Source organism: Streptomyces hundungensis, from assembly GCF_003627815.1.
Taxonomy (GTDB): domain Bacteria; phylum Actinomycetota; class Actinomycetes; order Streptomycetales; family Streptomycetaceae; genus Streptomyces; species Streptomyces hundungensis_A.
The window spans coordinates 638,697-662,840 of sequence record NZ_CP032698.1 but is presented as its reverse complement, the minus strand read 5'-3'; the positions used below and the strand labels follow the sequence as shown (position 1 = coordinate 662,840).

Below are 24,144 nucleotides of genomic sequence, written 5' to 3'. Positions count from 1 at the left end.
GCGGTCGGTCAGGCCCGCCTGAGTCACCCAGGCCGCCAGATCCGCCGGCTCGGCCAGGAGCTCGATGGGGTAACTGGTGCGCGGCGCCCGCACGTTGCTGACCCGGCTCCGCGACGCGGACATCCCCACCGCCCTGGTCACCTCCGGCGGACTGGCATACGCGACCCACCACCTGGCCCGCCTCGACATCGAGGCTCACTTCGCGACGCTCGTCACGGCGGACGACGTCACGTGCGGCACACCGGACCCCGAGGGATACCTGCTGGCGTGCCGCCGACTGGGCGTGCGTCCGAGGGACGCGCTCGTCTTCGAGGACTCGGCCGCGGGCATCGAAGCGGCCCGTTCGAGCGGCGCCTCCTGCATCGCGGTCGGCACGCCGTCGGCAGCTCTCGCGGCGAAAACGCTGGCCGTGGTCGACGACCTGGCCGACACGCCCGTGATTCTGAGGGCGGCGGGTGGAACGGGGTAAGGCAACAGGCGCACGCCGCGTCCTCCCAGCTTCGCCGCGCCCTTAACTCCCGTACGTCGCGCGGCATTAGCGGCCCTGCAAGCAGCCACCGATCTCAGCGACCCCGGGCACCGCACCCTCACCCGTCAGGCCGCACTTTCCTCGCTGCTCGGCGCGCTGAGCCATCGTGGTCAGAGGCTGAAGACCCGTCGTGCGTTGCCTGACAGGAACAGCTGGGTGGCTTCCTCGTCCAGGCCCAGCTCGTCGAGGTGTTCCAGCGCCTGAGCGGGGGTGATCATGGGGTAGTTGCTCCCGAACAGCACTTTCCTGCGGCCGCGGCCACGCAGGTAGTCGGTGAGTTCGGGCGGATAGCGGCGGGTGGTGTAGGCGCTGGTGTCGATGTAGACGTTCGCGTGCTTGTCGGCCACCGCGATCATCTCCGTGGTCCATGGGTAGCCGATGTGTCCGCACACGATGGTCAGTTCGGGGAAGTCGAGGGCGACCTGGTCGATGTACGGGATGGGGCGTCCGGTCTCGGACGGACGCAGCGGACCGGTGTGTCCGACCTGGGTGCAGAACGGGATGTCGAGTTCGACGCAGGCGGCGTACAGCGGGTAGTACAGCCGGTCGGTGGGTGGAAGCTGCCACAGCCAGGGCACGATCCGCAGGGCTACGAAGCCGAGTTCCTCCACGGCCCGGCGTACTTCGCGCACGGCCTGGACCGGCCGCGTGAGATCTGCGCCGGCCACTCCGCGCAACCGGCCCTCGGACTCGGCGACGAACCCGGCCACCTCGTCATTGCTGATCAGCGGCCCCTGCGGTCCGTACCACGCGGCCGAAAGACCGATCTCGACATCGGCCGCGGCCAGCGCGGCCACCGTCGCCTTTACGGGCAACGGTTCCTCCAGCAGCCCCTGACCCGTCCACCGGCGCAACGACGCGAACATCTCGTGGTTGGAGTGACGGAGCGTGGGGTGCTGCATCCACGCATCGATGACCGGCATCGGGGCCCTGCCTCTCTGCTGGCGCTCCAGCGCGCTGCACCGGTGCGGCTAAGCGTTCGCTTACCCGGACCCTAGCCGGTACGTGCCGTCCGCAACCAGCCCTGGAGTGGCCCTGCTTCAGGCTTCGACGAGACTGGTCCCAGATGCGGTCGGCGACGCTTGAGACGCCCTTCGGCGAGTACGAGGTGGCCGGAGGCGGGAGGACGGCAACATCCATCAGCCCCGGGCAGGCGTCCGCATCACCGAGGCGCCCCTTCCTCAGTCGCCTTCATCGGCCATGGCCGCCTCGTATGCCCGCAGAGTCTGGACGAACATCTGCCGCTGTTCGGCGGTCAGGGGGTGCAGTGCCTGATGCCAGGCGCGTGCTCCCCGTGCCAACCAGGCGTCGATGGAGGGTCGTTTGCTCTCAGTGATACTGACGATGCGCCGACGCCGGTCCGATGCGTCCTCGCGCCGTTCCAGGATGTCCTTCCGGCTCAGCTCGCTGACCATGAGGCTGACGGTGGTCGGGGCGACCTCCAGACGGGCGGCCAGATCGTTCACGGTCATCGGACCGTCGAACAGCAGATAGGACAGCAGCGACAGGTGCCGCGGCGCGAGCGCGAGCGACTGGAGCTCCTCGGGCACCCGGATCCGCTTCGCGCGTCCCACCATGCGCGGCATGAGAAGCAGCAGTGCCCTGATCGCCTCGTCGACTCCCGGCTCGTGTCCCTCCCGGTTCGCCTTGCGGCCGCCGCGGCCGCTGCCGCTCTCGATTGACATCGACCATCACCGGTCAAGGTATATGGAGAGCGAGTACGCGCCATGGCGGTCGTCGAGCTGTTCGGCATTCCACGCCACCGCTGGGGCATCGGCGGCGTGCCCGCCACCATGAGCACACCGATCGTCTCGCTGAACGTGCGAGAAGCGGCGTTGCACGTGCCGGGCGTCGACAACGCCCCCACGCAACTGATCACGTCCATCACCGATGCCGTGGTCGAGGTCTTCGGCGAATCCGTCCGACGGCATGTGACTGTGTACGTCGTCGGCGTCCCCGCAGGGCGCTCCGGCGTCGGCGGCGAAGTGGACCCGCCCCCAGCGAACTGAGCAGCGAGTGGGAGCTCGTCCCTTCAGTGGGCCGACGCGCCGAACTCGGCATGCCGAGCGCGCTGTTGGAAGTCGGCGTCGTCCCCAGGCGCGTCCTTCGGAGGGGGCAGGGCGGTTCGGCGTGCTTCCTCACGCGCTCGGGACACCAGAACCCGGAACTCCTCGTCCGTCATCAGAGATCACGTCCTCCCGGCCGTCACCGCATCGGAGGCCTCACAAGGGATTCGGCGCGCCTCGGCATACGGATTGCCTGCGTCCCGTACGCGGCTCAGGCGTTGGGGAACGCCATGAGGGCGAGGGGTGCGGAGGTGGGCCGGACGGAACCGCCCGCCGGTTCGACGGTGATGCCCATGCCGGACGCCTGGTCGACGTGACCGGACAGCAGCACCGCTTCAGCGGTGTGGGCGGGGTTCATGAGGCCGGCCGACCGCATGGTGCCCGCGTCGTCGAACCAGAGCTGGTAGACCTTTCCCGCGGGCGGTCGAGCCATGTTGGACGCCAGGAACACCGCCTGGTTCCGGCTCCGGGCGACGACGAGGGTGCCGCTGGCGTCACCCGCGAGCCGACCGTGGGTCGCCTTGGCGTCGGGGGCGGCAAGGACGTCGGCCAGTTGCTGTGCCTGTCGCTGCGCGGCCTGGGCCTGCTCCCGTGCGGTGTCGGCTTGCTGATGCTGCCAGGCGGCGACCCCGCCGAGCCCGACCGCGGCGGCGAGACAGGCGGCGAGTGCGTACCGCGTCAGGGCGCGCCGGCGGCCGGTGCGTCCCCTGGCGGGGAGCGGACGTCCGGTGTGGGGGGCTTCTTGCCGTACGGTGCTGATCCTGCGCAGCACGTCCGCTTTGAGCGCCGCCGGGGGAGGGGCGGTCATGGCAAGCCCCAAACGGCCTGCGGTGGCGGCCAGTTCACGCACTTCCAGGGTGCAGGACGCGCAGACGGAGAGGTGGCGCTCGAACTCCTCGCGTTCGTCGTCAGAGAGCGCGTTCAGTGCGTAGGCACCGGTCAGCGTGTGCAGGTCGGCGCTGGTCACGCGGTCACCCCCAGGCAGTCGCGCAGTCGGATGAGTCCGTCGCGCAGGCGGGTCTTGATGGTGCCGAGCGGCACGGACAGCAGCTCGCTGACTTCGCGATAGGTCAACCCGCGGTAGTAGGCGAGGGTGACCGACTCGCGCTGGAGTTCGGTCAGGGTGCGCAGGCAGCGGCGTACGGACTCCCGTTCGAGACGGGTCTCCACTTCGTCGCTCACCTGGTCGAAGTCGGGGGTGCGGGCGAGCAGTGCCGCTTTCGTGTCGCGTTCGGCCGCGGCCTGCGCCGAGCGGACCCGGTCCACGGCCCGGCGGTGGGCGAGGGTGAGGACCCAGTTCATGACGCCTCCCCGCGCGGGCTCGTACCGGGCGGCCGTGCGCCACACGTCGACCAGTACCTCCTGAGCGACTTCCTCGGACTGGGCAGGGTCGCGCAGGACGCTGCGGACCAGCCCGAAGACGGGCCCGATGACGGCGTCGTACACGGAGGAGAACGCCTGCTCGTCACCGCGGGCGGACAGGGCCAGGAGCTCGGCCAGGTCGGGGCCGGCCTGCCGTACTCCACCGATGTGCACGGTTTCTTTCACCCGCTGATCCTCCCGGAGTTCGTGTCTACTCGGTGTCTACTCGGGTGATTCGGAGCCGGAAGGTCGCCGGATTGGTGTAATTCCCCTGATCCCCATTGACCGGCCCCGGAGCGGCCTGGGATCAGTACGTTGTCCCATTGCCTGAGAGGGTGTGCGGGCTGTGGTTCCGAGGCCGGAGGTGGGAGGACCTGGGGTAGGGGGCTCTGTCCCCTAGCGCGATCGCGAGTCCGCCGACGCGAGGTCCCATGCGATGTGCGCTGCCTGGTTCACCAGGGCGACCATGTCGACGTCGGCGGAGTCCTCGCTGAGGTGGCGGAACTCCGTGCCGAGGGTGATCGCGAGCCGCTCCGGCAGCCCCAGGCCGGGGTAGCGACCTTCCTTGATCAGGATGCGGACGGCTTCGCTCGAGGTCCGGCCCTGGGCGTACATCGTGGCCGCTTGGTCGGCCAGGTCGTCGAGGTAGGCCATGTACGCGCGCAGGTCGTCGGGGGTCATGACGGGGCCGTGGCCGGGCACGATCCACTCCGGGTCGAGTGCCAGGATGCGCGCACAGGCGTCGGAGATCCGGTGGAGGGGGCCGGCCCAGTGGGGCGGGTGATCGCCGGCGAAAGCGATGTCACCGGCGAAGACGACGCGCTGCTCGGGCAGATGGACGATCAGGTCACCTACGGTGTGTGCCGGGCCGACTTCGAGCAGCACCGCGGGTACGGCACCGACCTGCACGTCGAGCCGGCCAGCGAACGTGGTGGTCGGGGCGAGCACCCGTATGTCCGAGAAGTCGAACCGTCCGAAGTGCTGGCGGAAGTACCAGCCCAGGGGCTGGTCGGGGTCGCTGGAGCGACCAAGTGCGGTCAGTTGTGGGGGTGTTGGCTCCAGACATTGGTGTTCCAGAGTGGCCCGGGTCGCGATGATCTCGGCGTCGGGGAGCTGCTGAAGACCCCAGGTGTGGTCACCATTGGCGTGGGTGATGGCGACCCGGGTCAGCGCGTTGTGACCGGTTGCCGCGCGGGCGGCTTCGAGGAAATCGTCGGTCAGGGCGGGCGTGTAGGGGGTATCGATCAACAGCGACTCACCTTGAGACGTGATCAGACCGCAGTTGGCCAGCCCCCATACGCCGTCCTGTCCGGGTCGCCACACGAACACTCCAGGGGCGATCTGTTGCAAGTCAGATGAAGCAGGTGCCGTGGCAGGTGTCATAGCAATGCATTCTGCGCGGGTGCGCGGCCTGGCGGAAATCGCCTCCGCCAGGACCGGGCTACGGCCGCAGTCTGTTCTTCACTTACGGTGAGATGGATGGACGTCCATGGTGGCGCCCAACTCCCCTACATAGGGTAGGGAGTTCGCGAACACCGCGCCGCGACAGTGCCTGCATCACGGCGGCGAGTAGAAATGGAGGCAGACCCAGGGACTGCACCGGGGCCGGCGGGGGCTGGGCGGAGTCATGCCGAGGCGTGTGGCTACCGCCCGCGCGTTTGGTCAGCGCGGTCCGCGGATGCTGTCGATGATTCGGGTCCAGTTGTCGCTGCCGTGTCCATCCTTGATCGCGCGCCGATAGTGGGTCTGCACGGCCAGCGGGAGCGCTAGGTCGAGGCCGAGTGACGTGCTGGTCTCGACGATGTGATCGGACGTCGCACCCATCATGGTGACCGTGCTGAGGTCGCCGGGATGCTCTCCAGCATCGAGCGCGGCACCGGGGTTCTCCTCTCCAGCCCTCAGGATGTCGCCGATCGAGTCGGCGGAGGAGAGCAACTCCGGCAGTGCTTCCCGGGCCTTCATTCCTGCGGTGCCCAGCATCGCGGTGGCGTGCATCAGTCCGGACAGGGTGGTGAGGAACAAGGCGAGTTGAGCTTGGTACATCATCTGGGCGAGGCCCGGGTCATCGCCCAGATACCTTGGTGTGCCGAGCAGAGTCAACGTCGCCAAGTGACTCTTCATCGCCTCTTCGGGGCCGCTGTAGTAGACATGCGCTGCCTCGGTGCCGACCATCGGCGCGGGGACCATGACACCTCCCGTAAGGAAGGCGGCGCCGTGGCCCGCTGCCCAAGTTGCCGCCTCACGTGTGCGGTCGGGAGTGTCAGAGCTCAGGTTGACCAGCGTCCGTCCGGCGAGCGATTCGGTGGTGCTGTCGAGGACGTCGTACATGGCCCGGTAGTCGGTGAGGCTGAGGATGACGAGGTCGCCTGCTTCGACCGCCTCCCCGGGTGTCGACGCGAGCGCCGCTCCGGCGGTGACGACGCCGTCGGCCCGACTGGCGGTGCGGTTCCAAACGGTGACTGGGTGGCCGGCAGTGAGGAGGGTGCGTGTCATCGCCTGCCCCATAGGACCAAGCCCGATCACGGTGACAGGGCTCTTCTGCCTGGTGATGCGGTTCTGTTGTTCGTTCACCCCTCCATGCTCGGAGAGCGGCCGTACTCTCGGAAGTACCCACTATTTTCTGCGGTACTTACCTTTTCGTAAGGGGATCAGCGATGGCCAAGGCGCCGAGACGCGGGCCTTATATCTGCGGCATCGATGCTGCGCTCGACGTGGTGAGCGGCAAGTGGAAGGGGCTGATCCTCTGGGAACTCGATACCCATGGCGTACGCCGCTTCGCCGAGCTCCGTCGCGGTCTGCCGGGAGTGAGCGAGAAGATGCTGACGCAGCACCTCCGCGAGATGGAGGTGGACGGACTCGTGCACCGGAAGGTCCATGCCGAGGTGCCTCCGCGTGTGGAGTACTCCCTGACTGAGCACGGGCGCACGCTCAATCAAGCGCTCGGGCCGCTCGGCGCGTGGGGGACTCAGCGAATGCGTCGCGAAGGCTACGAAGCGGTCGACGTAGCCGAGACCTGAGGGTGCGCACGCGGTCAGCCTTCAACTCAGCGCCCCTGAACGGAACTTCACGGGATTCATGACTGACCGTCAGTACGTGCCGCGCAACGACAAGCGGCCACTCACCGTCACACGAACTGTCGAGTCCACATGGCTCAAGCAATAAGGGCCGGATCGGCGGCACGGCTAGCTGGACCGGCAACAGCCGCGCGGGCGTAAGGTTTTGAGCGGCCATTCGTGACTTGCACGAGGTTCCCCGCCGGGCCAGACCAGGCCTGGCCCGCCTGGTTCGCCAGCCGGAGTGTCATGGCCGCTACGGGCAGCGCCGGACGGGCTCGGCCACCGCGCCCCCAGTATTCGGTGCGGACACAGCGCGGCAAGTGTGGTCGGCAGGAGGCTTCACCTGCGGGTTGACCGTACGCATGTCCACAACCTGAAGAACCACCCATCCGAGGGTCGTGGTATCTGTCGCGTTCCGCTCGGGCTGTCCCTGTGCGAGAGTGCCGAGGGGTGCCCCTCCGCCCTCCACGGTACGGCAGAACGAGATTCCCAACAGGAAGGACCAGCGATGCGCCTGCGACGTACCGCCGCCCTGACCACGGCCACCGCGCTCGCCCTGCTCATTCCCGCCGCTGACGCGAATGCCGCCGGGGTGGCTTGTGGGGGTGGCGTCTCCAGCGGCCGGGTCGCAGTCAACGGCTGCATCAGCGCCCAGCGTTGGAAGGACGGCAAGGTCTTCTTCCGTGACATCACCGCCTACGCGAAACTTCGGAACACTGGCCCGCGCGGCGTGAACGTTGCCTACGAGGCGTTCTTCCGCATCGTGTCCGGTGGCCACTGGGTCAAGATCGGCACCGGCCGCACCTATGTGGCAGCCGGAGCGACCGAGGGGCCGATGGCGATCGGTGACACCAGCCGCGTCTGCGGGCCCTTCAACGTCAAGGCGGAGATCCGCGTGCACGCGAAGGCCGACGGCGGCGCCTGGAGTAACTGGTCGACGGCCGCCACCTCTCAGTGCCAGACGTGAGCCCCGCCGACGTTCCCCAACGGAATCCCAGCGCGAGTGAAGCCCTCGCCTGAACAAGGGGGCGCCGGCCTGACTTAGCTGTGGTTGCGCCGTGCACTGTTTCCGCTTGCCTTCGAGGCTGAGGTTGCGTTTCCACCTCGGATTGGCCTCCTGGACGGCCGATGCGGTTCCCTTCACGCGGAGGTTCCGGAACTCCCTGGGCCCCTCGTGGCGGCGCTCAACAGCGGTTCCCTGCATCAAGTGCTGCCCACGCAAGAGAGCCTGGCCGCGAAGTGGACGCAGCCCAAGCCGGCGGAGACTCTGACATCGGCTCAGGGACCGGGGTTGATCGTCGCGGCATCTGCCGACTATCTGATGGGGACGCCGGAAGCCAAGGTCTCCTTCATGGCCGCGGCTTGCATCAATGCGGAAAAAGCGCATGAATTTTCCAACGCGGTCAAGAAAGCGAATGACGATAGCGGCCGGGCGGAGGCGGACGGTCTCACTGTTCCGATGCCGAAGATCGGCGACGAGCAGTGGGCCGTGACCGCATCCGGCACCCAAAACGGCCCCGGCGGTGGCTACATCGCTCTACGTGTCGGCACAGTCGTCCCGTCCATCCGCGGCACCCGATCCCCTTCACCCCCGCCGAGCCGGGCGGGTGTGTGCTGCTCCAGTTGCTGCTCGCGGTTCCCCCATCCAGGACCGGTTCCCCGACCCTGTCGCCACCGCCACCGCCACCGCCACCGCTGCCACCGCCACCGCCACCGCTGCCACCGCCACCGCCACCGCTGCCACCGCCACCGCTGCCACCGCCACCGCTGCCACCGCCACCGCTGCCACCGCCACCGCTGCCACCGCCACCGCTGCCACCGCCGCAGCGAGCGCTCCCTCCGCTTCCCCGACCCGCGAAGGCGACCTCTCGGTCCAAGATCGATTGTCAGTGGTGGGTGCGATGATCGATGCATCGAGTCGAAGAGCCGATCGAGGGGATGGCCCATGCCCGGAGTCCAGAACTACATCAATCACGTTGCCCTGGTGCTGGACGCGAGTTCGTCCATGTCGCATCTGAGCCGGAAGGTCGTCGAGGTAGCCGACCAGCAGATCACGTATCTGGCCCGCCGCTCACAGGAGTTGGACCAGGAGACTCGTGTCACGGTGTACGTCTTCGCCGACAAGGTGGAGTGCGTCATCTATGACAAGGACGTGTTGCGCATGCCGTCCCTCAAGGAGATGTACCGGACTGGCGGGATGACGGCGCTGCTCGCCGCGACCCTCAAGTCGCAAGGGGAGCTCGGGCAGACGGCGCAGCTGTACGGCGACCACAGCTTCCTGACGTTCGTCCTGACCGACGGACAGGAGAACGCCAGCCACCGCTGTCCCGACGCCCCCAGCACCAACCCGCGGGAACTCGTGCAAGCCGTAGCCCAGTTGGTTGCGACGCAGCAGGACAACTGGACGCTGGCCGTGCTCGTGCCGGACCAGATGGGCAAGCGTGAAGCCATGCAGTGCGGCTTCCCGAAGGACAACATCGCGATATGGGACGCCACGAGCACCCAGGGCCTCGAGGAGGCGGGGCAGGTCATTCAGCAGGCCACCGAAAAGTTCATGGTGGGCCGCGCCCAGGGCATCCGCGGTTCGCGGGCGGTGTTCTCCACGGGGGCCGACGCCGTCAACAAGGACACCATCGAGGCAGCGGGTCTCACCCCGGTCGACCCGGCGAAGTACCAACTGATTCCGGTGGCCCGCGACGCGGGGATACGGGAGTGGGTCGTCGAATGTGGACACACCTACCGGACGGGGGGTGCGTACTACCAGTTGAGCAAGGCGGAGAAGATTCAGGCCGGCAAGCAGATCGCGGTGCTGGAGAAGAAGACGGACCGGGTGTTCACGGGGCCGCAGGCCCGCGCCCTGCTCGGCCTGCCCGACACGGAGGTCCGCGTCAAGGCGGACCACAACGACGACTTCACGATCTTCGTACAGAGCACCAGCGTGAACCGCAAGCTCGTTGCGCACACGCGGCTGCTGCTGATGATCTGACGTAGTTCCGGCAGAGCTCTTGCGGCGCTTGAGCGCCGACAGCCGGGATCGCCCTGCCCCCAGAAGAACGGCACCCGCCCCGCGAAATCCGCAGGGCGGAGGCCGTAGAGGAGGTGCATGCTGTAACCGAGCCATGGACCGGCCTCGCGCCCTTGCGCCCCGCCAACAGACGCACGGGCCCCAACCCGGTCGCCGACCCGGCACCGGCAGCTGCTTGACATCCCCTTGGGCGCGTTCAGTTCACCCCCTTACCTTTTTCGTGGCTCCACAATGGGGCCTCCGGCCTTCGGGTCCGGCATGACTCCCCGCCTTGTTGTTCATGATGTGGGGGGTGGTGTCACCGGGTCCGGAGGCATCAGCCTGGACGTCGGCAGGGGCGAACACCACGCCACCGCCGTCACACCGGCCGGCAAGAAAGCGTTCGACAAGCGTCTGCCCAACGCCGACGCAAGCTCCGCGAGCTCTTCGCGAAACTCCAGGCCAAGTACGGAACGGTACTGGTTGTGGTCGTGGTCGACCAGCCGGCCTCGATCGGCGCCCTGCCGCTGGCGGTCGCGAGGGACATGGGCTGGCCTGTCGCCTATCTGCCGGGGCTGACGATGCGGGAGTTGTTGCTGCCGAACAGCATGGACCGGGTACCGAACTCGTCGACGACGCCCCTCCACACGCGGTCCTCGCCTGCCCACTGGCGGACCGCACCCAGCAGGACCGCATGTTCGTCAGCGTCCAGTACGCGGTCGGGCTTGAGCCAGACGCGGTGGTGCGCGAACTCGGCATAAACCGAGGCGATGCCGTACTCGTAGTAGCGCTCCGGGATCAGATCGCGGAACACGCCCGCGACGCCGGTGCTGGACCAGGCGCCCCGCTCTTCCCAGACGCGTTGTTGCTCGGACAAAGCCCCGGACCGGCACTCCGCGAACAGCAAATGGTCCATCAGCATGCGCAGGGCCAGCTCCGACTCCTTCCCAAACATTCCGGGACGTCGCAGGGCGAGATTCAACTGGTCGGAACGTGGTCATGGGCCGGCGCCAAGCCTTTCTTCTAAGCCGCATCCGGGGCCACCCCCCGCCGGGAGCCCTCCCCATCGACCGCCTGGCCAGGGAACGGCTACAACCGCGCGGAAGCCTCGGGCCACGGCGCCATGTCGAAGCCTTCGTCCGCTACGTCCTCCTCGTACCATCCCCGGCCCGCCAGCCAGGTCTCAAGCCACTCTGCCAAACTGCCCGCATCCACAAACCACGCTCGGGACAGGTCCTGCTCGCTGATCGCATTCGGCTCGAAGAGGAGGACCGTTCCGTCGTCGTTCCGGCAGTCGACGCACGCGACCATGGCACAACCCCAGTCCAGGATGGGCAGGACGCCCTTGGGCCACGACCACCAGGTGTCCGCATCCGTAGCCGGGACCCGTCCCAAGTAGCCCTCGACCGCGGCCTCCTCGTCATCCGGATTTGAGTTACCGGACAGAGGCAGCAGCGCATCCATCGGGCCGAACCCGCCGTTGCCCACCTTCGAGTACAGCGCGGCGAGGAGAGGGTGCAGAGGAAAGCCGAGCCTCTGCTCGGCTTCGTTCAGAGCCTCCGTTGAGACCGGGGGCCGGAGCCGCTCGCTTTCGGCTGCCTTGGCTGCGACTCGTTCAACCAACTGCTTAAAGTTGTCCACGGTGGCATGCTCGCCTACGACTCCGACGGACTCACGGGCAGGCCCGCCCGGCCGGGATCCACTACCGTGAGCGGAGCCGGCCACGACGCCCCACCACCGCCGGGTGACGTCGTATCTGGTGCCCATCCGGAGCACTCAAGGTCACTGGCTGCTGCCCATAGTGTTCCCCCGATGGCTGCTACTTCACGTGAACGAAGCCGAACCTCCGCTGAGTTGCCGCGTGGCGAGGTTCCCCCGCCCGGCGTGCGCCAGTACGCGGCCACCAGCAGGGCTCGGTCCTGAAAGGGTGCACGCGTGGGCCGCCCTGGTGAGCGCCATCGAGCGCGGCTACGGCGACGACATCTACGAGTACACCAACGACCTCTACTGCCGAAACTGGCTGCACGAGGCGTGGCTTCTGCTGGACGAACACATCGTCCAGCTATGGGCCCGTCAGATCAAAGCTCTGGACGACCGGTACGAGGCCGCGACCGTCGACGACGACGGGCAAGCACTCGACCAGTTCCACAGGCTCCCCGGCCCCGACCTGTGGTGGTGGCGGCGACATCCCCGCATCCTCACCGGAGACCTCGGGTGTTCGCTTCGCTCGGCCGGCGCCATCGGCACACACAGCCTGACCGTCAGCCCCACGGGATTGCGGGACGACGCTCAGCGGGTATCGCGCTTCCAAGCGGGGCGCCGCATGTCGGGGTACTGGGTGGAGGGAATGGCGCCGTGCCGCAGCCCGAACCGAGCGGGCCCCAGCCGTGCCGCAGTCCTGCCAGGGCGCCCAGCGAGCAGCATCACACTGGGCAAGTCGACGCCTTCCGACGTCCGCGACGTGGTCGACCGCCCGCGGTCGGTGCACCAGCGGACAGCCACCGGCTGAGCAACACGTCGGGCCCCGGCGGAAGCCATGGTGGCTGTCACCGGGTCCCGACGTGTGGCGGAGGATTAGACGGCGGGCAGCGGGTCGGCGGTGCCGGGGTACGCCCCGTACGACTCGTCGGTCGAGCTTGCGCCGGCGCACATGATCAGTACTGCGAGCGCCCCGATGGGGATGATGCTCCACAGCACGTTCCAGCCGGACCGGCCGGTGTCGTGGAACCGGCGGACGGTCACGGCCATGTTCGGCAGGGCCGTCGCCAGGGTGTAGACGAGTACGGGCGTCATGCCGAGGCCCAGAGCCGGTCCGCCGAAGTAGAGCGCGGCCGTGATGATGGTGTCGATCAGCACGAACATCCAGAACTCGGCGCGGGTGGCCCGGCCCTTGAACGTGGCGTACTTCTTGAGCACATCAATGTAGTAATGCATGGTTGATCCGCCCACGGGACAGATGGATGTGCTTGTCCCGAACGGAGCAAGTCAAGGCGAGGAACATAAGCCACAAGTAAAGTGCGGGTCAATCGAGATGGACCCGGGTCGGCGGCAGGGCGTCAGCGGCCACGCGGGGATGCCTAGCGCAGTGACGAGTTCACGGACTCCGGTCGTGTGGTGCTGCTGGCGTGACCGACTCGGTGACGCCCGTTCGGACCCCGTGACGTGTTGTCAGGCGGCCACGGAACCGCCACTGTGCCCATGGTGTTGGGCAGGGCGGTGGCGCCGGGTGTAGTAGGCGTAGGTCAGCACCAGTACGAGCGGACCCCACAGCATCCCGGGGGCGATGCAGATGCGGGCCAGTGTCTGCCAGCCGGCACTGCTGAACCGGGCGGCGTCACCCACACCGAACCAGCTCAGCAGCACGGGTGCCCAGAACGCGGTCGCGCCCAGGCCGCCGAGGGTGGCGGGGATGATCGCCGCGGAGGAAGCGATCCGCTTACCGCCGATGAACGGCAGCCATGCGGGGGCGACTTCGCCCCATCCCCGCACCAATCCGAAGGACAGCAGTGCCAATCCCTCCGTGATCAAACTGAGCCCGAACACATAGGGGACGGACACCCACAACGACGACGGCATCGTCCCATCCGCGTCCAGCCCCATCTCAAAGCCGAAGGCGAACGGTAACCGCCACGAGCACTGGGGCAGCAGGAGCAGAGGGATCGCATGGGCGGTGATGGAAGCCCATGGTGGGACCGGCCGTTCGGTGCCATACGCAGTCGTGGTCGGGTGAGGTCCGTCGATCGCTGTCATGGCATCAGCCTCTTCGACGCCTCGGCGGCTGGTCATCATCCCCGAGGCGGTACCGCCGTCTGCATGGGGGAGCCTTGAGTCGGCCTTCGGGATGATGCGCGGTGAGCAGCGTCAGGACGGATGCCTCGTGGGTCAGCAGTCTGGGCCCGTGGTGGCGGAAGAACGGCTTTGCGAAAGTCCGTTGCACCCTGGGGAGTGCCGTCGTCGAGCGCCACCCCAGTGTTCCTCGAAGACGGCCGACCCCGCTCCAGCTACAGAGCCAATAAACAATCAGTAAATGCTTGTCAGGAACGGTTCGCTGCGGGCTACTTGCCTCCCCGCGCCTGTCTGCGCTCTCTCGTACCCGAGGTAATGCTGACAGTGTGGACGAATTCCGGTTCATGGACATCGAGCACCTTAAGTTTGACCTTTAGCAGCCGCGTCCCGCACTGCCGTGTGAGCCATTCCGTCCGATTTCCATCGTAAGTTAGTCAATGACCCACCGACCTATTCCACCCTCGCAAACGCAGTGCAACGTCAATCCGCTGACCGTGCCGTGCGGGAAGTGTGACCGGGGACGGCTCGGGGACCTCTGACCCGTAGAACGGCGGCGGCCCATCAACCGGAACGATGAAGTGTGCCCTCGACGCCCTCCGAGTGTCGGCCAAGGGCAACCAGGCGGCCCCGCTTGCCTGGGTCCACGCAGCTCTGCCACCCGCGGTCCCGGAGCGGAGGAGCACGTCCAAACCGAGCGTTCCCACGGGTCGCACTATCCGCCCGCCGGTCTGGACCGCCCCGCTACCTGATCAACTGACTTTGGTGCTGTCCTGGAGGTGCATGGCCGAATCCTGTAATTCGGTCATTCATTCGGGGCGGCGGATCGCGACGCGGAGAGGGTGGCGGGCAGCGGATTCGGTCGTCTGAAAATGCGCTGGCCGAATCGATTCTCCGAACGGCCCTTCGGCCGGGTGTCCGCTTCCGGTGGCCAGTACGATATCCGCAATCTCCTCCCGTGAAAGCGCGTTCGGCGGGAAAGAGGTGTCCATTTCCAGGTTCCTCGCCGGTGCTTTCCAGACATAATGGCCGGATGGCTGTACCACACACGCGCTCCGTATTGATGTTTCCGTGACCCTCGCCTATTTTATTTTCCGTAAGGGCACATAACGGCACAGGGGCCCCGCATTTCTGCGGGCGCCTCACCAAACCGTGTCTACAGGCGGGGGTCACCCATGGCGCTGACGGTCGACGAACTGGTTGCACTGTTCCCGGCGGGGGGTGCCGGTACGTTCGAGCTCGACACCGGGCGGCTCGGGCTGAGCGGCGAGTCCGAGTCCCTGGAGCACCTGCCCAGCGGCGTTCTGACCCTCACTGAGGCGGCTGCCGACAGCGCCGCTCTGACAGTGACCGGCAAAGTCACTTTGGCCGGTGAGGAGATGCCGGCCAGCGCCCGGTTCTTCGCCACCGGCACGGCGGTCGACGCGCTGCTCTTCGAGGCGAGCCCGGCGACCTGGCTGCTCCAGACCGCCGTCGCCCGCGTCGACTTGTCCGGACTGTCCGGCGGCCGGTCACTGCGGGTCCTGCTGGCCGCCGGACAGGCCGCGGCTGAGGCAGGACGGTGCCCCGGCACCGGGCCCTGGGTGGGCTTCCAGCTCGGCGGGGCGGTCGCCGACCCGCTGGAGTTCCGCGCCGAACTGCGCAAGGAGTCCATCGGCACGGCCCAGCCCCTCGACGGACCGCCGCTGCTGATCACCCCGCTGCTCGAAGCCCTCGGCGAGTACGGGGTGGAACTGCCCGGACCGCTGGTCGACTGGCTGGAGCGGGTCCAGCTGCACCAGCATCCGATGGGCAAGATGGACAACCTGATGGTCACCGCCGAAGCGCCGGTGAACCACGGCACCGGCGCGAACCCGGTGGAACTGCTGGTGCTGCGGACCACGGTGCTCGGCCGCACCGGCCAGGACGGCAAACCCAAGGCCACCACCGTCGCCATGGTCCGGGCCCGCACGGACTGGGACGGTTCCGGGCTGCCGGTGGTCGGACCGATGATCGGCACCGGGCTGCTGTCCCTGCCCGCGCTCCAGATCATGTACGTCTCCGAGAACCTCAGCGCCGAAGACGTCATCAAGATCAACCGGGTCGTCGCGGAGTACAACCTCGGCCCGCTCCAGCAGTTGCCGGTGGTGAACGAGGCGGCAGGAGTCCCGCTGGGCAAAAAGGTGAGTGCGGCGCTCTACCTGGCGGTCATGGGCAAGCCGACCCCGGCGCTGGTGATCACCGTCCCGCCGAAGTTCGGACCGGATCCGCAGAGCCCGGAGAAGCCGAAGCTCGAATACGAGTTCGTGATCGGCAAGCAGTTCGGGCCGGTCTACCTCTCGTCGATCGTATTCCGCTACGACTTCAAAAAGGGCTTGCTGATCGAGCTCCAGGGCCAGGTCACGATCGGTTCTCTCACCTGGCAGGTCGCCGGACTCGGCTTCTACGTCGGCATGAGCGGCGGCTTCCCGCTGCTGCCTTTCCTGCACGGCATGAACATCGAAGCCACCGCCGCCGACGGGCTCATCGGCTTCAAGGGCGGACTGCTCAACAAGACACCTGACGACCCCACCCTCGGCTTCGAACTCGCCGGGCTGGTCCTGGTTCAGGCGATGGCGGTCGAACTCGGCGCTCAGGCCGTGTGGGCACGCAGCGTCGAAGGCTGGCACTCAGTCTTCATCTACGGTGAGATCTCCCTCCTCGGTGGCGCCTCGGTCTTCGGTCCGCCGCCCTTCACCGTCACCGGTTTCTCCGCCGGATTCGGGATCAACAGCTCCTTCAAGAAGGTCCCCACCGGTGCCGAGATCGCCGAATTCCCGCTGGTGGCAAGGCTGGACGCGGCCCAGGCCCTGCCCGGCATGCCGGCCCCGACGCCGTACACCCCCGAGGACGCGCTCAAGGCCCTCACCGGACCCACCGGCTGGATCCGCCCCACCGAGGGCCAGTACTGGATCGCCGCCGGAGTGAAGTTCACCAGCTTCGGCTTCATCGAGACCAAGGCCCTCGCCGTCATCGAACTCGGTGACTCCGTCAAGGCCATGCTGCTCGGCCGCACCTCCGTCAGCCTGCCGCGCACCCTCAACCCGAGCGCCCGGGCCATCGCCAGGCTGAACATCGGTCTGAGCCTCGGCTTCAGCTCCGCCGAGCACTGCCTGTCCATGGACGTGGCTCTGCTGCCCGGCAGCTATGTGTTCGATCCGTCGATCGAACTCACCGGTGGCATTGCGGTCTACGTCTGGACCGGCGGAAGCCGCGCCGGGGACTTCGCCATCAGCCTCGGCGGCTACCACCCCGACTACAACGCCCCCACGCACTACCCCCGGCCCAAGCGCCTGGGGTTCGTGTGGTCCCCGGCCAGCGACATCACCGTGCGGGCCGAGGCCTACGCCGCGATCACCCCCGCCGCGCTCATGTTCGGCGGGCGCCTGGCCGCCGTCTACGACAAGGGCATCTTCTCCGCGTGGTTCACCGCACACCTCGACGTGCTGGTCCAGTGGAAACCCTTCTACCTCGATGTCCGGCTCGGCATCAGCATCGGTGTCGCGGCCACCATCAAGGTCTGGTTCGTCCGGGTCCGCATCTCCGTCGAGGTCGGCATCGACCTCCACCTGTGGCTGCCGCCCTTCGGGGGCCGGGCCACCGTCAAACTCTGGTTCATCTCCTTCAGCTTCGGCTTCGGCTCCTCCCGCGACAACACCCCCACCGTGGACTGGCCCGAGTTCCGCACCCAGATCCCCGCACCCGTCCGGATCATCCCCAACGAGGGCCTGCTCGCCGACGCCGACCAGGGCGAGATCGCCCGGCGCGCGGCCGCCAAGGAACCGACCCTCGTCTCCTCGGCCGGATTCACCTTCACCACCGAAGCCGGCATCCCCGCCTCGCACCTCTACATCAACGAACGACTGATCAAGCAGTCCGACGAGGGGACCATCGACATCCGCCCCATGCGGAAGACCGGTGTCACCTCCGCCCACCGGGTCACCATCACCAAGGACGGCAGGACCTTCCACCCCACCGACCACTACTGGGTGGTCAAGCCGGTCACCGGCACCGTCGCCCCCGGCCTGTGGGGCAAGCCCCTGGCCAAACCCGGTGATGCGCTCGACGGCGACCAACTGCTCGAAAACCGCCTCACCGGACTGAGGATCACCCTCCCCGAGCCGGACTACGGCACCGACACCGGGCCCGTCACCTCAAAGGCACTTGCGTACGAAGGACTCCCGGACGGTCGCATGCCGCTCCGCGTGTCCGACCCCGCCGGGCCCGAGCCGCGGGCCGACGACCAGAGCGTCCGGACCATCGTCAACACCATCGCCACCCCCACCGTCCAGGGCCGCCGCACCGCCGCGCTCAGCACCCTCGCCCGGCTCGGCGCGGGACCCGGCGCCGACACCGACAGTCCGCTCACCGGCTACGCCGCACTCGCCGGCCGCAGCCTGACCACCCCGCCCCTGACCACCACCGCGACGAGGTGACCGGCCGTGACCGCTGAACCGGATCTGCGCATCCACTTCCTCGACCACCTGATCCCGCGTGCCACCCCCGGCGACTACCGGGTCGTGGTCAAAAACACCCTCAGCGACCCCAGCGGCGAACTGGACGCCCAGGACAAGCTGCTCCCGTCCGAGGAGACCTTCGAGATCAAGGCCGTCCGCTTCGTGCTCAGCGAAGCGTCCGTCCACGCCTACTACCCGCCGCGCGAGAGCACCGGCGCCTACACCAGGACCCTGCCGCACATCACCCTCAGCCGGTCGATCCTGCCCTGGGAACGCAACCTCGCCGGAACCCTCGCCGAGCAGCCTCCGGCCCGCCCGCCCTGGCTGGCCCTGCTCGTCTTCGGCGAGAACGAACTGCCCGACGACCCCGCCGCGTCCGGGGACACCGTGCTGCGCACCGTCGAGGAGCTCCGCAACCCTGCCGAGGCGGGGGTCAAGGGCCCGAACCTCCCTTCCGGCGGCGTCGACGAGGCCGAGGCCCGGAGCACGTGCCAGACCATCGACGTCCCGGCGGACCTCTTCAACGCGATCGCCCCGCGCGACGACGAGATGTACTACCTCGCCCACGTCCGCAAGGTAGTCGACGCGAACAAGACCCGGGCCGACGGCGAAGTCCTCGAAGAAGGGGAGTACGCGGTCGTCAACGCCAACCGCTTCCCCCACAACCCCGGTAACTACGCCGTCCACCTCGTCTCCCTCGAAGGCTTCGAGGGCCGCCTGTCCGGCACCCTGCCCGGCGGCACCACGGCCGTCCGCCTCTGCTCGCTGCACAGCTGGAGCTTCACCAGCAGCGAAGGGCCCGCCGCCGACCCCGGAGCGCTGCTGGAGAACCTCGTCGCCCCCGGCGCCGAGGACCCCGAAGAACTAGCGTTACGGCTGCCGGTGACCGCACCGGTCACCGACGACCCCGAGGACGAATACGTCCGCGACCGCCTCGAACGCGGCTACACCGCCGTCCCGCAGGTGGCCCTCTCCGGCGAACGCACCTTCGCCTGGTACCGCGGCCCGGCCACGCCGGTCACCGCCTTTGACGTGCCCACCGAGCACAGCCCCGGCCCGCACACCACCTCCGACCACGCGCTCATCTACGAGCCCAGGCACGGGATCTTCGACGTCAGCTATGCCGTCGCCTGGACCCTCGGCCGCACCATCGGCCTGGCCGACCCCGAATACACCACCGCCGTCAGCCGGGCCCGCCGCGAACTCGCCAACCGGGCGACTACGTTGATGGCGCTGGCCGGGGATCCGGCGCGCGCCTCGCTCGACCCGGATGCCCCGCCCGCCCTCGGCGCACTGCGCGAACTCGCCTCCGCACGCTTCCGGGAGCGGCTCAGCACCGGGCTCACGAGCCCCCAGCTTCCGGACGACGCCGGACGCCGGACGCCGCAGCTGAGAGTGACACGCACACAGTCGAGGTCCGTGCTCGCGGAAGAACGCGCCGTCTCCCTGCTGCGGACCACCGCGGAACGCAACGCCGGGGCCATCGCCGCCTGGCAGGCCCGCCTCGGCCTGCTCCAGGGCGTGCCGTTCCACCACCTCGTTCCCGACCCGCGCATGCTGCCCCTCGAATCCCTCCGGATGTTCCGCCTCGACCAGGGCTGGCTCGACGCGCTCGTCGCCGGAGCCGCCGACGTCGGCGTGCACACCTCCGTCGACAGCCGCCTCGCCCCCGAGCTCAACCGGGCCACCGCCCGGTCCGGCAGCGCGAAGCGGGCCGCCGGCGGGCTGCTCATCCACTCCGAACTCATCCCCGCCTGGCCGGACATCAAGGTCACCGCCTACCTCAAGGACGGCACCGTCCTCACCGAACTGCGCCGCGCCAAACCGGACAAGAGGATCCTGCTCGTCCTCTGGGACGGCGTTCCCGACAAGGTCGTCCTCCGCGAACCGGGACAGGGCATCCACTACGGCATCGACGCCGGGAACCGCCTCGGCCTGCGCAGCCTGGCCGCCGACCCGCCGATCGGCACCCCGCTGGAGACCTACTACCCGGCCACCGGCAGCCTCTTCGACCTCCACCTGCGCTCCGACCCGGACACCGGACCCGCGGTGCTTCAGATGTTCGGCACCGGCGGCCTGGTGCCCGCCCTGGCCCGGGAGTTCGGGCTCACCGACCTGGACCCCGGACAACTGGCCCTGGAACTCGTCAACGCCCCGCTGGAACAGGAAATCCTCAGCCCCACCGGCACCGCTGCCCGGACGGAGACCGCCTGATGAGCGCCACGGACCTGATCGTCCCCGTCAAGGTGAACGCCCTTGTCGTCAACCGGCTGACCCGCGCCGCCGAGACGTTCAACCGGTGGACGCCGAACTTCGACGCCATGATCGAGGAGGGAGCGGGCGCGGAGCCGCCCCCCGGCGTCGGCACCGAGACCATGGGCCCGGACAGCGAAGGCGTCTACATCCACTGGCAGTTGCCCGAGGCGCTGACCAACGGGCACTACGACCAGACGACGGGGGAGACGACCTTCCCCTTCGTCCCCAACCGCTGGCTGGTCGTGCGCTACAGCACCACAGCGGCCTCGGCGGACCGCAAGGCCGTCGGGTGGATCGTGCAGAGCGACTACCTGGAGAGTCGCCCGGTCCAGGACGCCGACGGCAACGACGTCTACGGCACCAACAAGCACCCGAACCCCGAATCCCCGGAGGGTGCTCCGCTGGAGCTGACCTTCCTCGGCCGCCGCCACGACCTCACCCAGGCGCCGTGGACCGAACCGCCTGCCCAGAAGCCGCACCTGACCGCGGCCGGGCCCGGACTGCCCGGCTTCGCGGCCTACCAGCCGTACAACAAAGACGTGTTCTCGATCCACGACACCCTTGAGGACCTCAAAGGCGGCCTGGACAACTACCCGCCCGACGCGACGCTGAGCTACTTCGTCGTCGGCTGGTACAGCGACGACGAACTCGACTACCTCAACCGCGCCGCGGCCGTGCCCGGCCTGCTCCCACCGGACGCGCGGGGGACGGCCGACCTCCTCGAAGCCCTCGGCTGGGACACCCCCGAAGGCACCGCCGCCGACGCCCTGGACCGCACCCTCTACAGCGGTTCGGCACTGGGAGTCGACTGGCAGCGCGAAGGCGCCACCTATGAGTCCGACAAACCGAGCAACATCGAGCTCAGCGAGATCCTCACGCTGGGCAGCAGCAGCGCCGAAGCCCTCGGCCGGCTCGCCGCCCGGCAGACCCGGTCCGCGCGCACCGGGGACCTCGTACGCTCGCTCTTCCACGGCACCCTCGAAACGCTCGACACCGCCGACGGCGAAGAGGACCTCGACACCCTCACCCACCACTCCTGGTTCTCCGGCTCCGACGGCGGCCATGTGTGGAAGGTGACCGCGCGCCCCGTCGAGGGCGACGACGAGTTGCCGCCCCCGCCGCCGGAACCCGGGTGGCTGACCGAACTCAACGATGTACAACGGCAGTACGACGACCTCACGCTCAGGCTCCGCCGCTTCCAGCAGCGCCTGTGGAACATCTGGTGGCTGCGCAACAAGCCGGTTCCCCCGTTCACCCCTGAGCACCCCGCAGGGTTCGACGCCGCAGCTGATGTCCAGCTCAACGAGAGCGATGCGACGAGTCTGGCCGGGCGGACCAAGGCCTTGCTCGACGACCAGTTCGTGCTGTCGAGGCAACTGCCCACCGGCGGCACCCCGGAGGAACTCGCGGCCGACATCGGGAAGTACGCGACCGAGCGCGGACTCGACCCGCGCTACCAGCTGGAGCGCACCGCCCGCGAGTCCTACTACCGCCCCGCCGACCCGGTCGTGCTCATCAAGGACACCGGTGCCAAGGAACCCCTCACCCGGGACACCCCGCTGCCCTGCCGCCTTCCCGAGGCCCTGATCACCCGGATCACCGTCGGCGGCAAAACCTACGACCGGCCCACCACTCCGCCCAGCCCGGGACTCGCCGGACTCCCCGACGCCTGCACCCCGCTGCTCGCCGAGTTCGCCCTCCTGGACCAGGTGGCCCGGGTCCCCGGCGCTCTCGACGCGGCGCTCAAGGACCCCGCCGCCGTCGCCGGGCCCGTCCCCGAGCACACCGCGCCGTGGCGACAACCCTGGCTTCCCATGCACCTCGAGTACGAACTGAAGTACTGCCCCACGCCCTTCCATGCCGACGACACCACCTACTGGACCTTCAACGGCAGCCGCTACGAATGGTCCGGACGGGGAGCCCAGCCCGGCGGCGGCGAAGCCGACCTGCGCTGGCTCACCTTCAAGAACCGGGCGTTCCTCACCCCGAGCGCGCCGTTCGTCCTACAGAAGCAGATCGACCGCTACCTCGACACCTACTCCGGCGCCCCCACCGAAGGCCTGCTCGCCCTGCGCGAGGAACTCGGCGACCCCGGAATGCTCTCCCAGTGCCTCGACGGCTTCCACGACTGGCTCGTCCAGCAGGACGGCACCGCCAGGACCACCGTGCACGTCCCCGAGGCCACCGCCAGGCTCGTCGGCGACATCCAGAGCGTCCCGGAGGGCGGGCTGCTCGAACCGCCCGCCGGCGACCCCGGAACACCGTTCCAGCCTGTCCGCGCCGGCCAGTTCGCCTTCCACGACCTGCGCATCGTCGACCGCTTCGGCCGAACCTACGACATCGTCAACAGCAACAACTACGAACAGGTCTCCCTCACCCTCGCGGAGAGCGTTGCCCCTGACAGCGTCCTCGACGAGGACCTCATCGGCACCGCCCGCTTCGTCCAGCTCGGCCCGCGTCTTCTCCAGGGCGCCCGCGTCCGGCTGGAGACCGTACGCGCCGTGGACGGACAGCGGCTCTCGCCGATGGCCCGCGCGGCCACGACGGAAAACCCCCTGGCCGGCTGGCTGCTGCTCAACCATCTCGACCAGACCCTCGTCGTCCACGGACCCGACGGCGTCTCCCTCGGCGAACTCCGCGTCGTCAAGGACATCGACGGCGCGGACGACAGCGTGTGGCTGCCGCTCCCCGGCTCGCCGCATCCCGACGTCGACGCCCGGGAGTTCGAGGAGGCCATGCCGCACCTGGCCCGGTTCGTCCGCACCCTGAAGGACAAACCCGCCGCCGCGCTCACCGGTCTGCTCGACACCATCGACCAGACCCTCGACACCATCCTCGACGACGCGGCCCAGGAGGACGGCTCTCCGCTGCGGCTCATCGGCCGCCCGCTCGCGCTGGTGCGCGCCGATCTGGGCGTCGAGCTCGAAGGACCGCTGCTGAGCAACCCGAGCTGGGACCAGGTCCTTGGGGAGTCGGAGGAGGAGTACGACGGCTACCGCTGGCCGGTCCGCCTCGGCAACGAGAAGCGGCTCGGCGACGGCCTCATCGGCTACTTCGCCGGGGCGACCGGGCCCGACCAGGAGACTTCGTACGAGCTCTTCCACGCGGTCATGCCGGAGGGCGGCGGGGGCTATCTGACCCCGATCGGCAAGGGCCACGGCCTGGCCGTGCCCGCGCGCACCCCGGACCAGCCGGTGAAGCACCACCTGACGCTGCTGATGGATCCGTATGCGGCGGTGCATGCCACCACGGACATCCTCCCGGTGACCAAGGTCCAGCTGCCCGACGACCTGGTGTCCGAGGCGATGCGGCGGATCCGGGCGTCCTTCCGGCTCGGCCCCCTGCTCGCGGCCGAGCGGGTCGACAAGGCCGAGGAGGCCCGGCGGGCGCGGGCGGGGGAGGAACCGACGGAGGCAGGCGTGGTGCTGCCGCAGCCCGCGTCGTGGCACGGAACGTGGAGTTGGGCCGAGCCGCGCGGGTCGGAGACCGAGTGGGTGGAGCTGCCGATCGTTCCGGCTGATCCCGCGGCGCACTTCGGCGATCCGCAGGCGGAAGCCCGGTACGGATACCTGCTGCTCGACGCGACCGAGACGTCCTGAACCTCCGTTTATGG

The 24,144-nt window shown here is 68.5% G+C and carries 20 protein-coding genes and 1 pseudogene; 10 read left to right on the top strand and 11 right to left on the bottom strand.

The genetic code is table 11. The annotated features are described in order from the left end of the window. Window positions 1–76 precede the first annotated feature (76 nt). Window positions 77–469 carry an HAD family hydrolase gene (locus tag DWB77_RS02995; protein WP_162952383.1) on the top strand — a complete coding sequence of 131 codons (393 nt, stop codon included), beginning with the start codon at window positions 77–79 and terminating at the stop codon, window positions 467–469. A gap of 170 nt (window positions 470–639) precedes the next feature. On the opposite strand, the gene DWB77_RS02990 is transcribed toward DWB77_RS02995, so the two are convergent. Further along, window positions 640–1,452: an amidohydrolase family protein gene (locus tag DWB77_RS02990; RefSeq protein WP_120719740.1), complete on the bottom strand. Its 813-nt coding sequence runs from the start codon at window positions 1,450–1,452 to the stop codon at window positions 640–642. 258 nt (window positions 1,453–1,710) lie between these two features. Then, window positions 1,711–2,115 carry a MarR family winged helix-turn-helix transcriptional regulator gene (locus tag DWB77_RS02985; protein ID WP_246033806.1) on the bottom strand — a complete coding sequence of 135 codons (405 nt, stop codon included), beginning with the start codon at window positions 2,113–2,115 and terminating at the stop codon, window positions 1,711–1,713. A 141-nt stretch (window positions 2,116–2,256) separates the two neighbouring features. Here DWB77_RS02985 and DWB77_RS02980 point away from each other — a divergent pair, with 141 nt between their 5' ends. Next, window positions 2,257–2,538, top strand: a complete 282-nt coding sequence (locus DWB77_RS02980; RefSeq protein WP_216826818.1) for a tautomerase family protein — start codon at window positions 2,257–2,259, stop codon at window positions 2,536–2,538. 268 nt (window positions 2,539–2,806) lie between these two features. Here the strand turns inward: DWB77_RS02980 and DWB77_RS02975 are convergent, their stop codons facing one another. From DWB77_RS02975 to DWB77_RS02960, 4 genes are all read right to left on the bottom strand, one after another. Further along, window positions 2,807–3,562 carry an anti-sigma factor gene (locus tag DWB77_RS02975; protein WP_120719738.1) on the bottom strand — a complete coding sequence of 252 codons (756 nt, stop codon included), beginning with the start codon at window positions 3,560–3,562 and terminating at the stop codon, window positions 2,807–2,809. After that, window positions 3,559–4,143, bottom strand: coding sequence for a sigma-70 family RNA polymerase sigma factor (locus DWB77_RS02970; RefSeq protein ID WP_120719737.1), 585 nt, complete (start codon window positions 4,141–4,143; stop codon window positions 3,559–3,561). Before DWB77_RS02970 ends, DWB77_RS02975 begins: the two co-directional genes overlap by 4 nt. Before the next feature lie 210 nt (window positions 4,144–4,353). Further along, complete coding sequence (locus tag DWB77_RS02965; RefSeq protein WP_120719736.1) at window positions 4,354–5,340, bottom strand: MBL fold metallo-hydrolase; 987 nt, start codon at window positions 5,338–5,340, stop codon at window positions 4,354–4,356. Between the two features lie 279 nt (window positions 5,341–5,619). Continuing rightward, window positions 5,620–6,528 carry an NAD(P)-dependent oxidoreductase gene (locus tag DWB77_RS02960; RefSeq protein ID WP_120719735.1) on the bottom strand — a complete coding sequence of 303 codons (909 nt, stop codon included), beginning with the start codon at window positions 6,526–6,528 and terminating at the stop codon, window positions 5,620–5,622. An 83-nt stretch (window positions 6,529–6,611) separates the two neighbouring features. On the opposite strand from DWB77_RS02960, the gene DWB77_RS02955 reads away from it, so the two are divergent. The 4 genes and pseudogenes from DWB77_RS02955 to DWB77_RS38690 form a co-directional block, all read left to right on the top strand. Continuing rightward, window positions 6,612–6,974, top strand: a complete 363-nt coding sequence (locus tag DWB77_RS02955) for a winged helix-turn-helix transcriptional regulator (RefSeq protein ID WP_120719734.1) — start codon at window positions 6,612–6,614, stop codon at window positions 6,972–6,974. Window positions 6,975–7,521: 547 nt separating this feature from the next. Beyond that, window positions 7,522–7,980 carry a hypothetical protein gene (locus tag DWB77_RS02950; protein ID WP_246033380.1) on the top strand — a complete coding sequence of 153 codons (459 nt, stop codon included), beginning with the start codon at window positions 7,522–7,524 and terminating at the stop codon, window positions 7,978–7,980. Between the two features lie 978 nt (window positions 7,981–8,958). After that, the gene (locus tag DWB77_RS02940; RefSeq protein ID WP_120719733.1) at window positions 8,959–9,999 is read left to right on the top strand and encodes a vWA domain-containing protein; all 1,041 of its coding nucleotides are present in this window, start codon (window positions 8,959–8,961) and stop codon (window positions 9,997–9,999) included. Between the two features lie 297 nt (window positions 10,000–10,296). Beyond that, window positions 10,297–10,610 (top strand): annotated as a pseudogene (locus DWB77_RS38690) (IS110 family transposase); the annotation flags it as partial. On the opposite strand, the gene DWB77_RS37560 reads toward DWB77_RS38690, so the two are convergent. After that, window positions 10,580–10,972, bottom strand: a complete 393-nt coding sequence (locus DWB77_RS37560) for a hypothetical protein (RefSeq protein ID WP_162952280.1) — start codon at window positions 10,970–10,972, stop codon at window positions 10,580–10,582. The pseudogene DWB77_RS38690 and the gene DWB77_RS37560 overlap by 31 nt on opposite strands. 134 nt (window positions 10,973–11,106) lie before the next feature. Then, complete coding sequence (locus DWB77_RS02930; RefSeq protein ID WP_246033379.1) at window positions 11,107–11,658, bottom strand: SMI1/KNR4 family protein; 552 nt, start codon at window positions 11,656–11,658, stop codon at window positions 11,107–11,109. Between the two features lie 286 nt (window positions 11,659–11,944). Here DWB77_RS02930 and DWB77_RS38685 point away from each other — a divergent pair, with 286 nt between their 5' ends. Continuing rightward, window positions 11,945–12,526 (top strand): hypothetical protein, encoded by a 582-nt coding sequence (locus DWB77_RS38685; RefSeq protein WP_246033377.1) that lies wholly within the window; start codon window positions 11,945–11,947, stop codon window positions 12,524–12,526. 65 nt (window positions 12,527–12,591) lie between these two features. Here the strand turns inward: DWB77_RS38685 and DWB77_RS02920 are convergent, their stop codons facing one another. The 3 genes from DWB77_RS02920 to DWB77_RS37555 form a co-directional block, all read right to left on the bottom strand. Further along, a complete protein-coding gene (locus DWB77_RS02920) occupies window positions 12,592–12,951 on the bottom strand; it encodes a DUF805 domain-containing protein (protein ID WP_120719731.1) in 360 nt (119 codons plus the stop codon). Window positions 12,952–13,185: 234 nt separating this feature from the next. Next, complete coding sequence (locus tag DWB77_RS02915) at window positions 13,186–13,593, bottom strand: hypothetical protein (RefSeq protein ID WP_246033376.1); 408 nt, start codon at window positions 13,591–13,593, stop codon at window positions 13,186–13,188. Window positions 13,594–14,609: 1,016 nt separating this feature from the next. Next, complete coding sequence (locus tag DWB77_RS37555; protein WP_162952382.1) at window positions 14,610–14,792, bottom strand: hypothetical protein; 183 nt, start codon at window positions 14,790–14,792, stop codon at window positions 14,610–14,612. A 183-nt stretch (window positions 14,793–14,975) separates the two neighbouring features. Here DWB77_RS37555 and DWB77_RS02905 point away from each other — a divergent pair, with 183 nt between their 5' ends. The 3 genes from DWB77_RS02905 to DWB77_RS39225 are packed head-to-tail and all read left to right on the top strand — an operon-like array spanning window position 14,976 to window position 24,130. After that, window positions 14,976–18,254, top strand: coding sequence for a DUF6603 domain-containing protein (locus tag DWB77_RS02905; RefSeq protein ID WP_120719728.1), 3,279 nt, complete (start codon window positions 14,976–14,978; stop codon window positions 18,252–18,254). Between the two features lie 6 nt (window positions 18,255–18,260). Further along, entirely contained in the window at window positions 18,261–20,489 is a 2,229-nt protein-coding gene (locus DWB77_RS02900) for a hypothetical protein (protein ID WP_120719727.1), read from the top strand. Continuing rightward, window positions 20,489–24,130, top strand: coding sequence for a hypothetical protein (locus DWB77_RS39225; RefSeq protein ID WP_216826817.1), 3,642 nt, complete (start codon window positions 20,489–20,491; stop codon window positions 24,128–24,130). The genes DWB77_RS02900 and DWB77_RS39225 overlap by 1 nt, the downstream gene beginning before the upstream one ends. Window positions 24,131–24,144 lie beyond the last annotated feature (14 nt).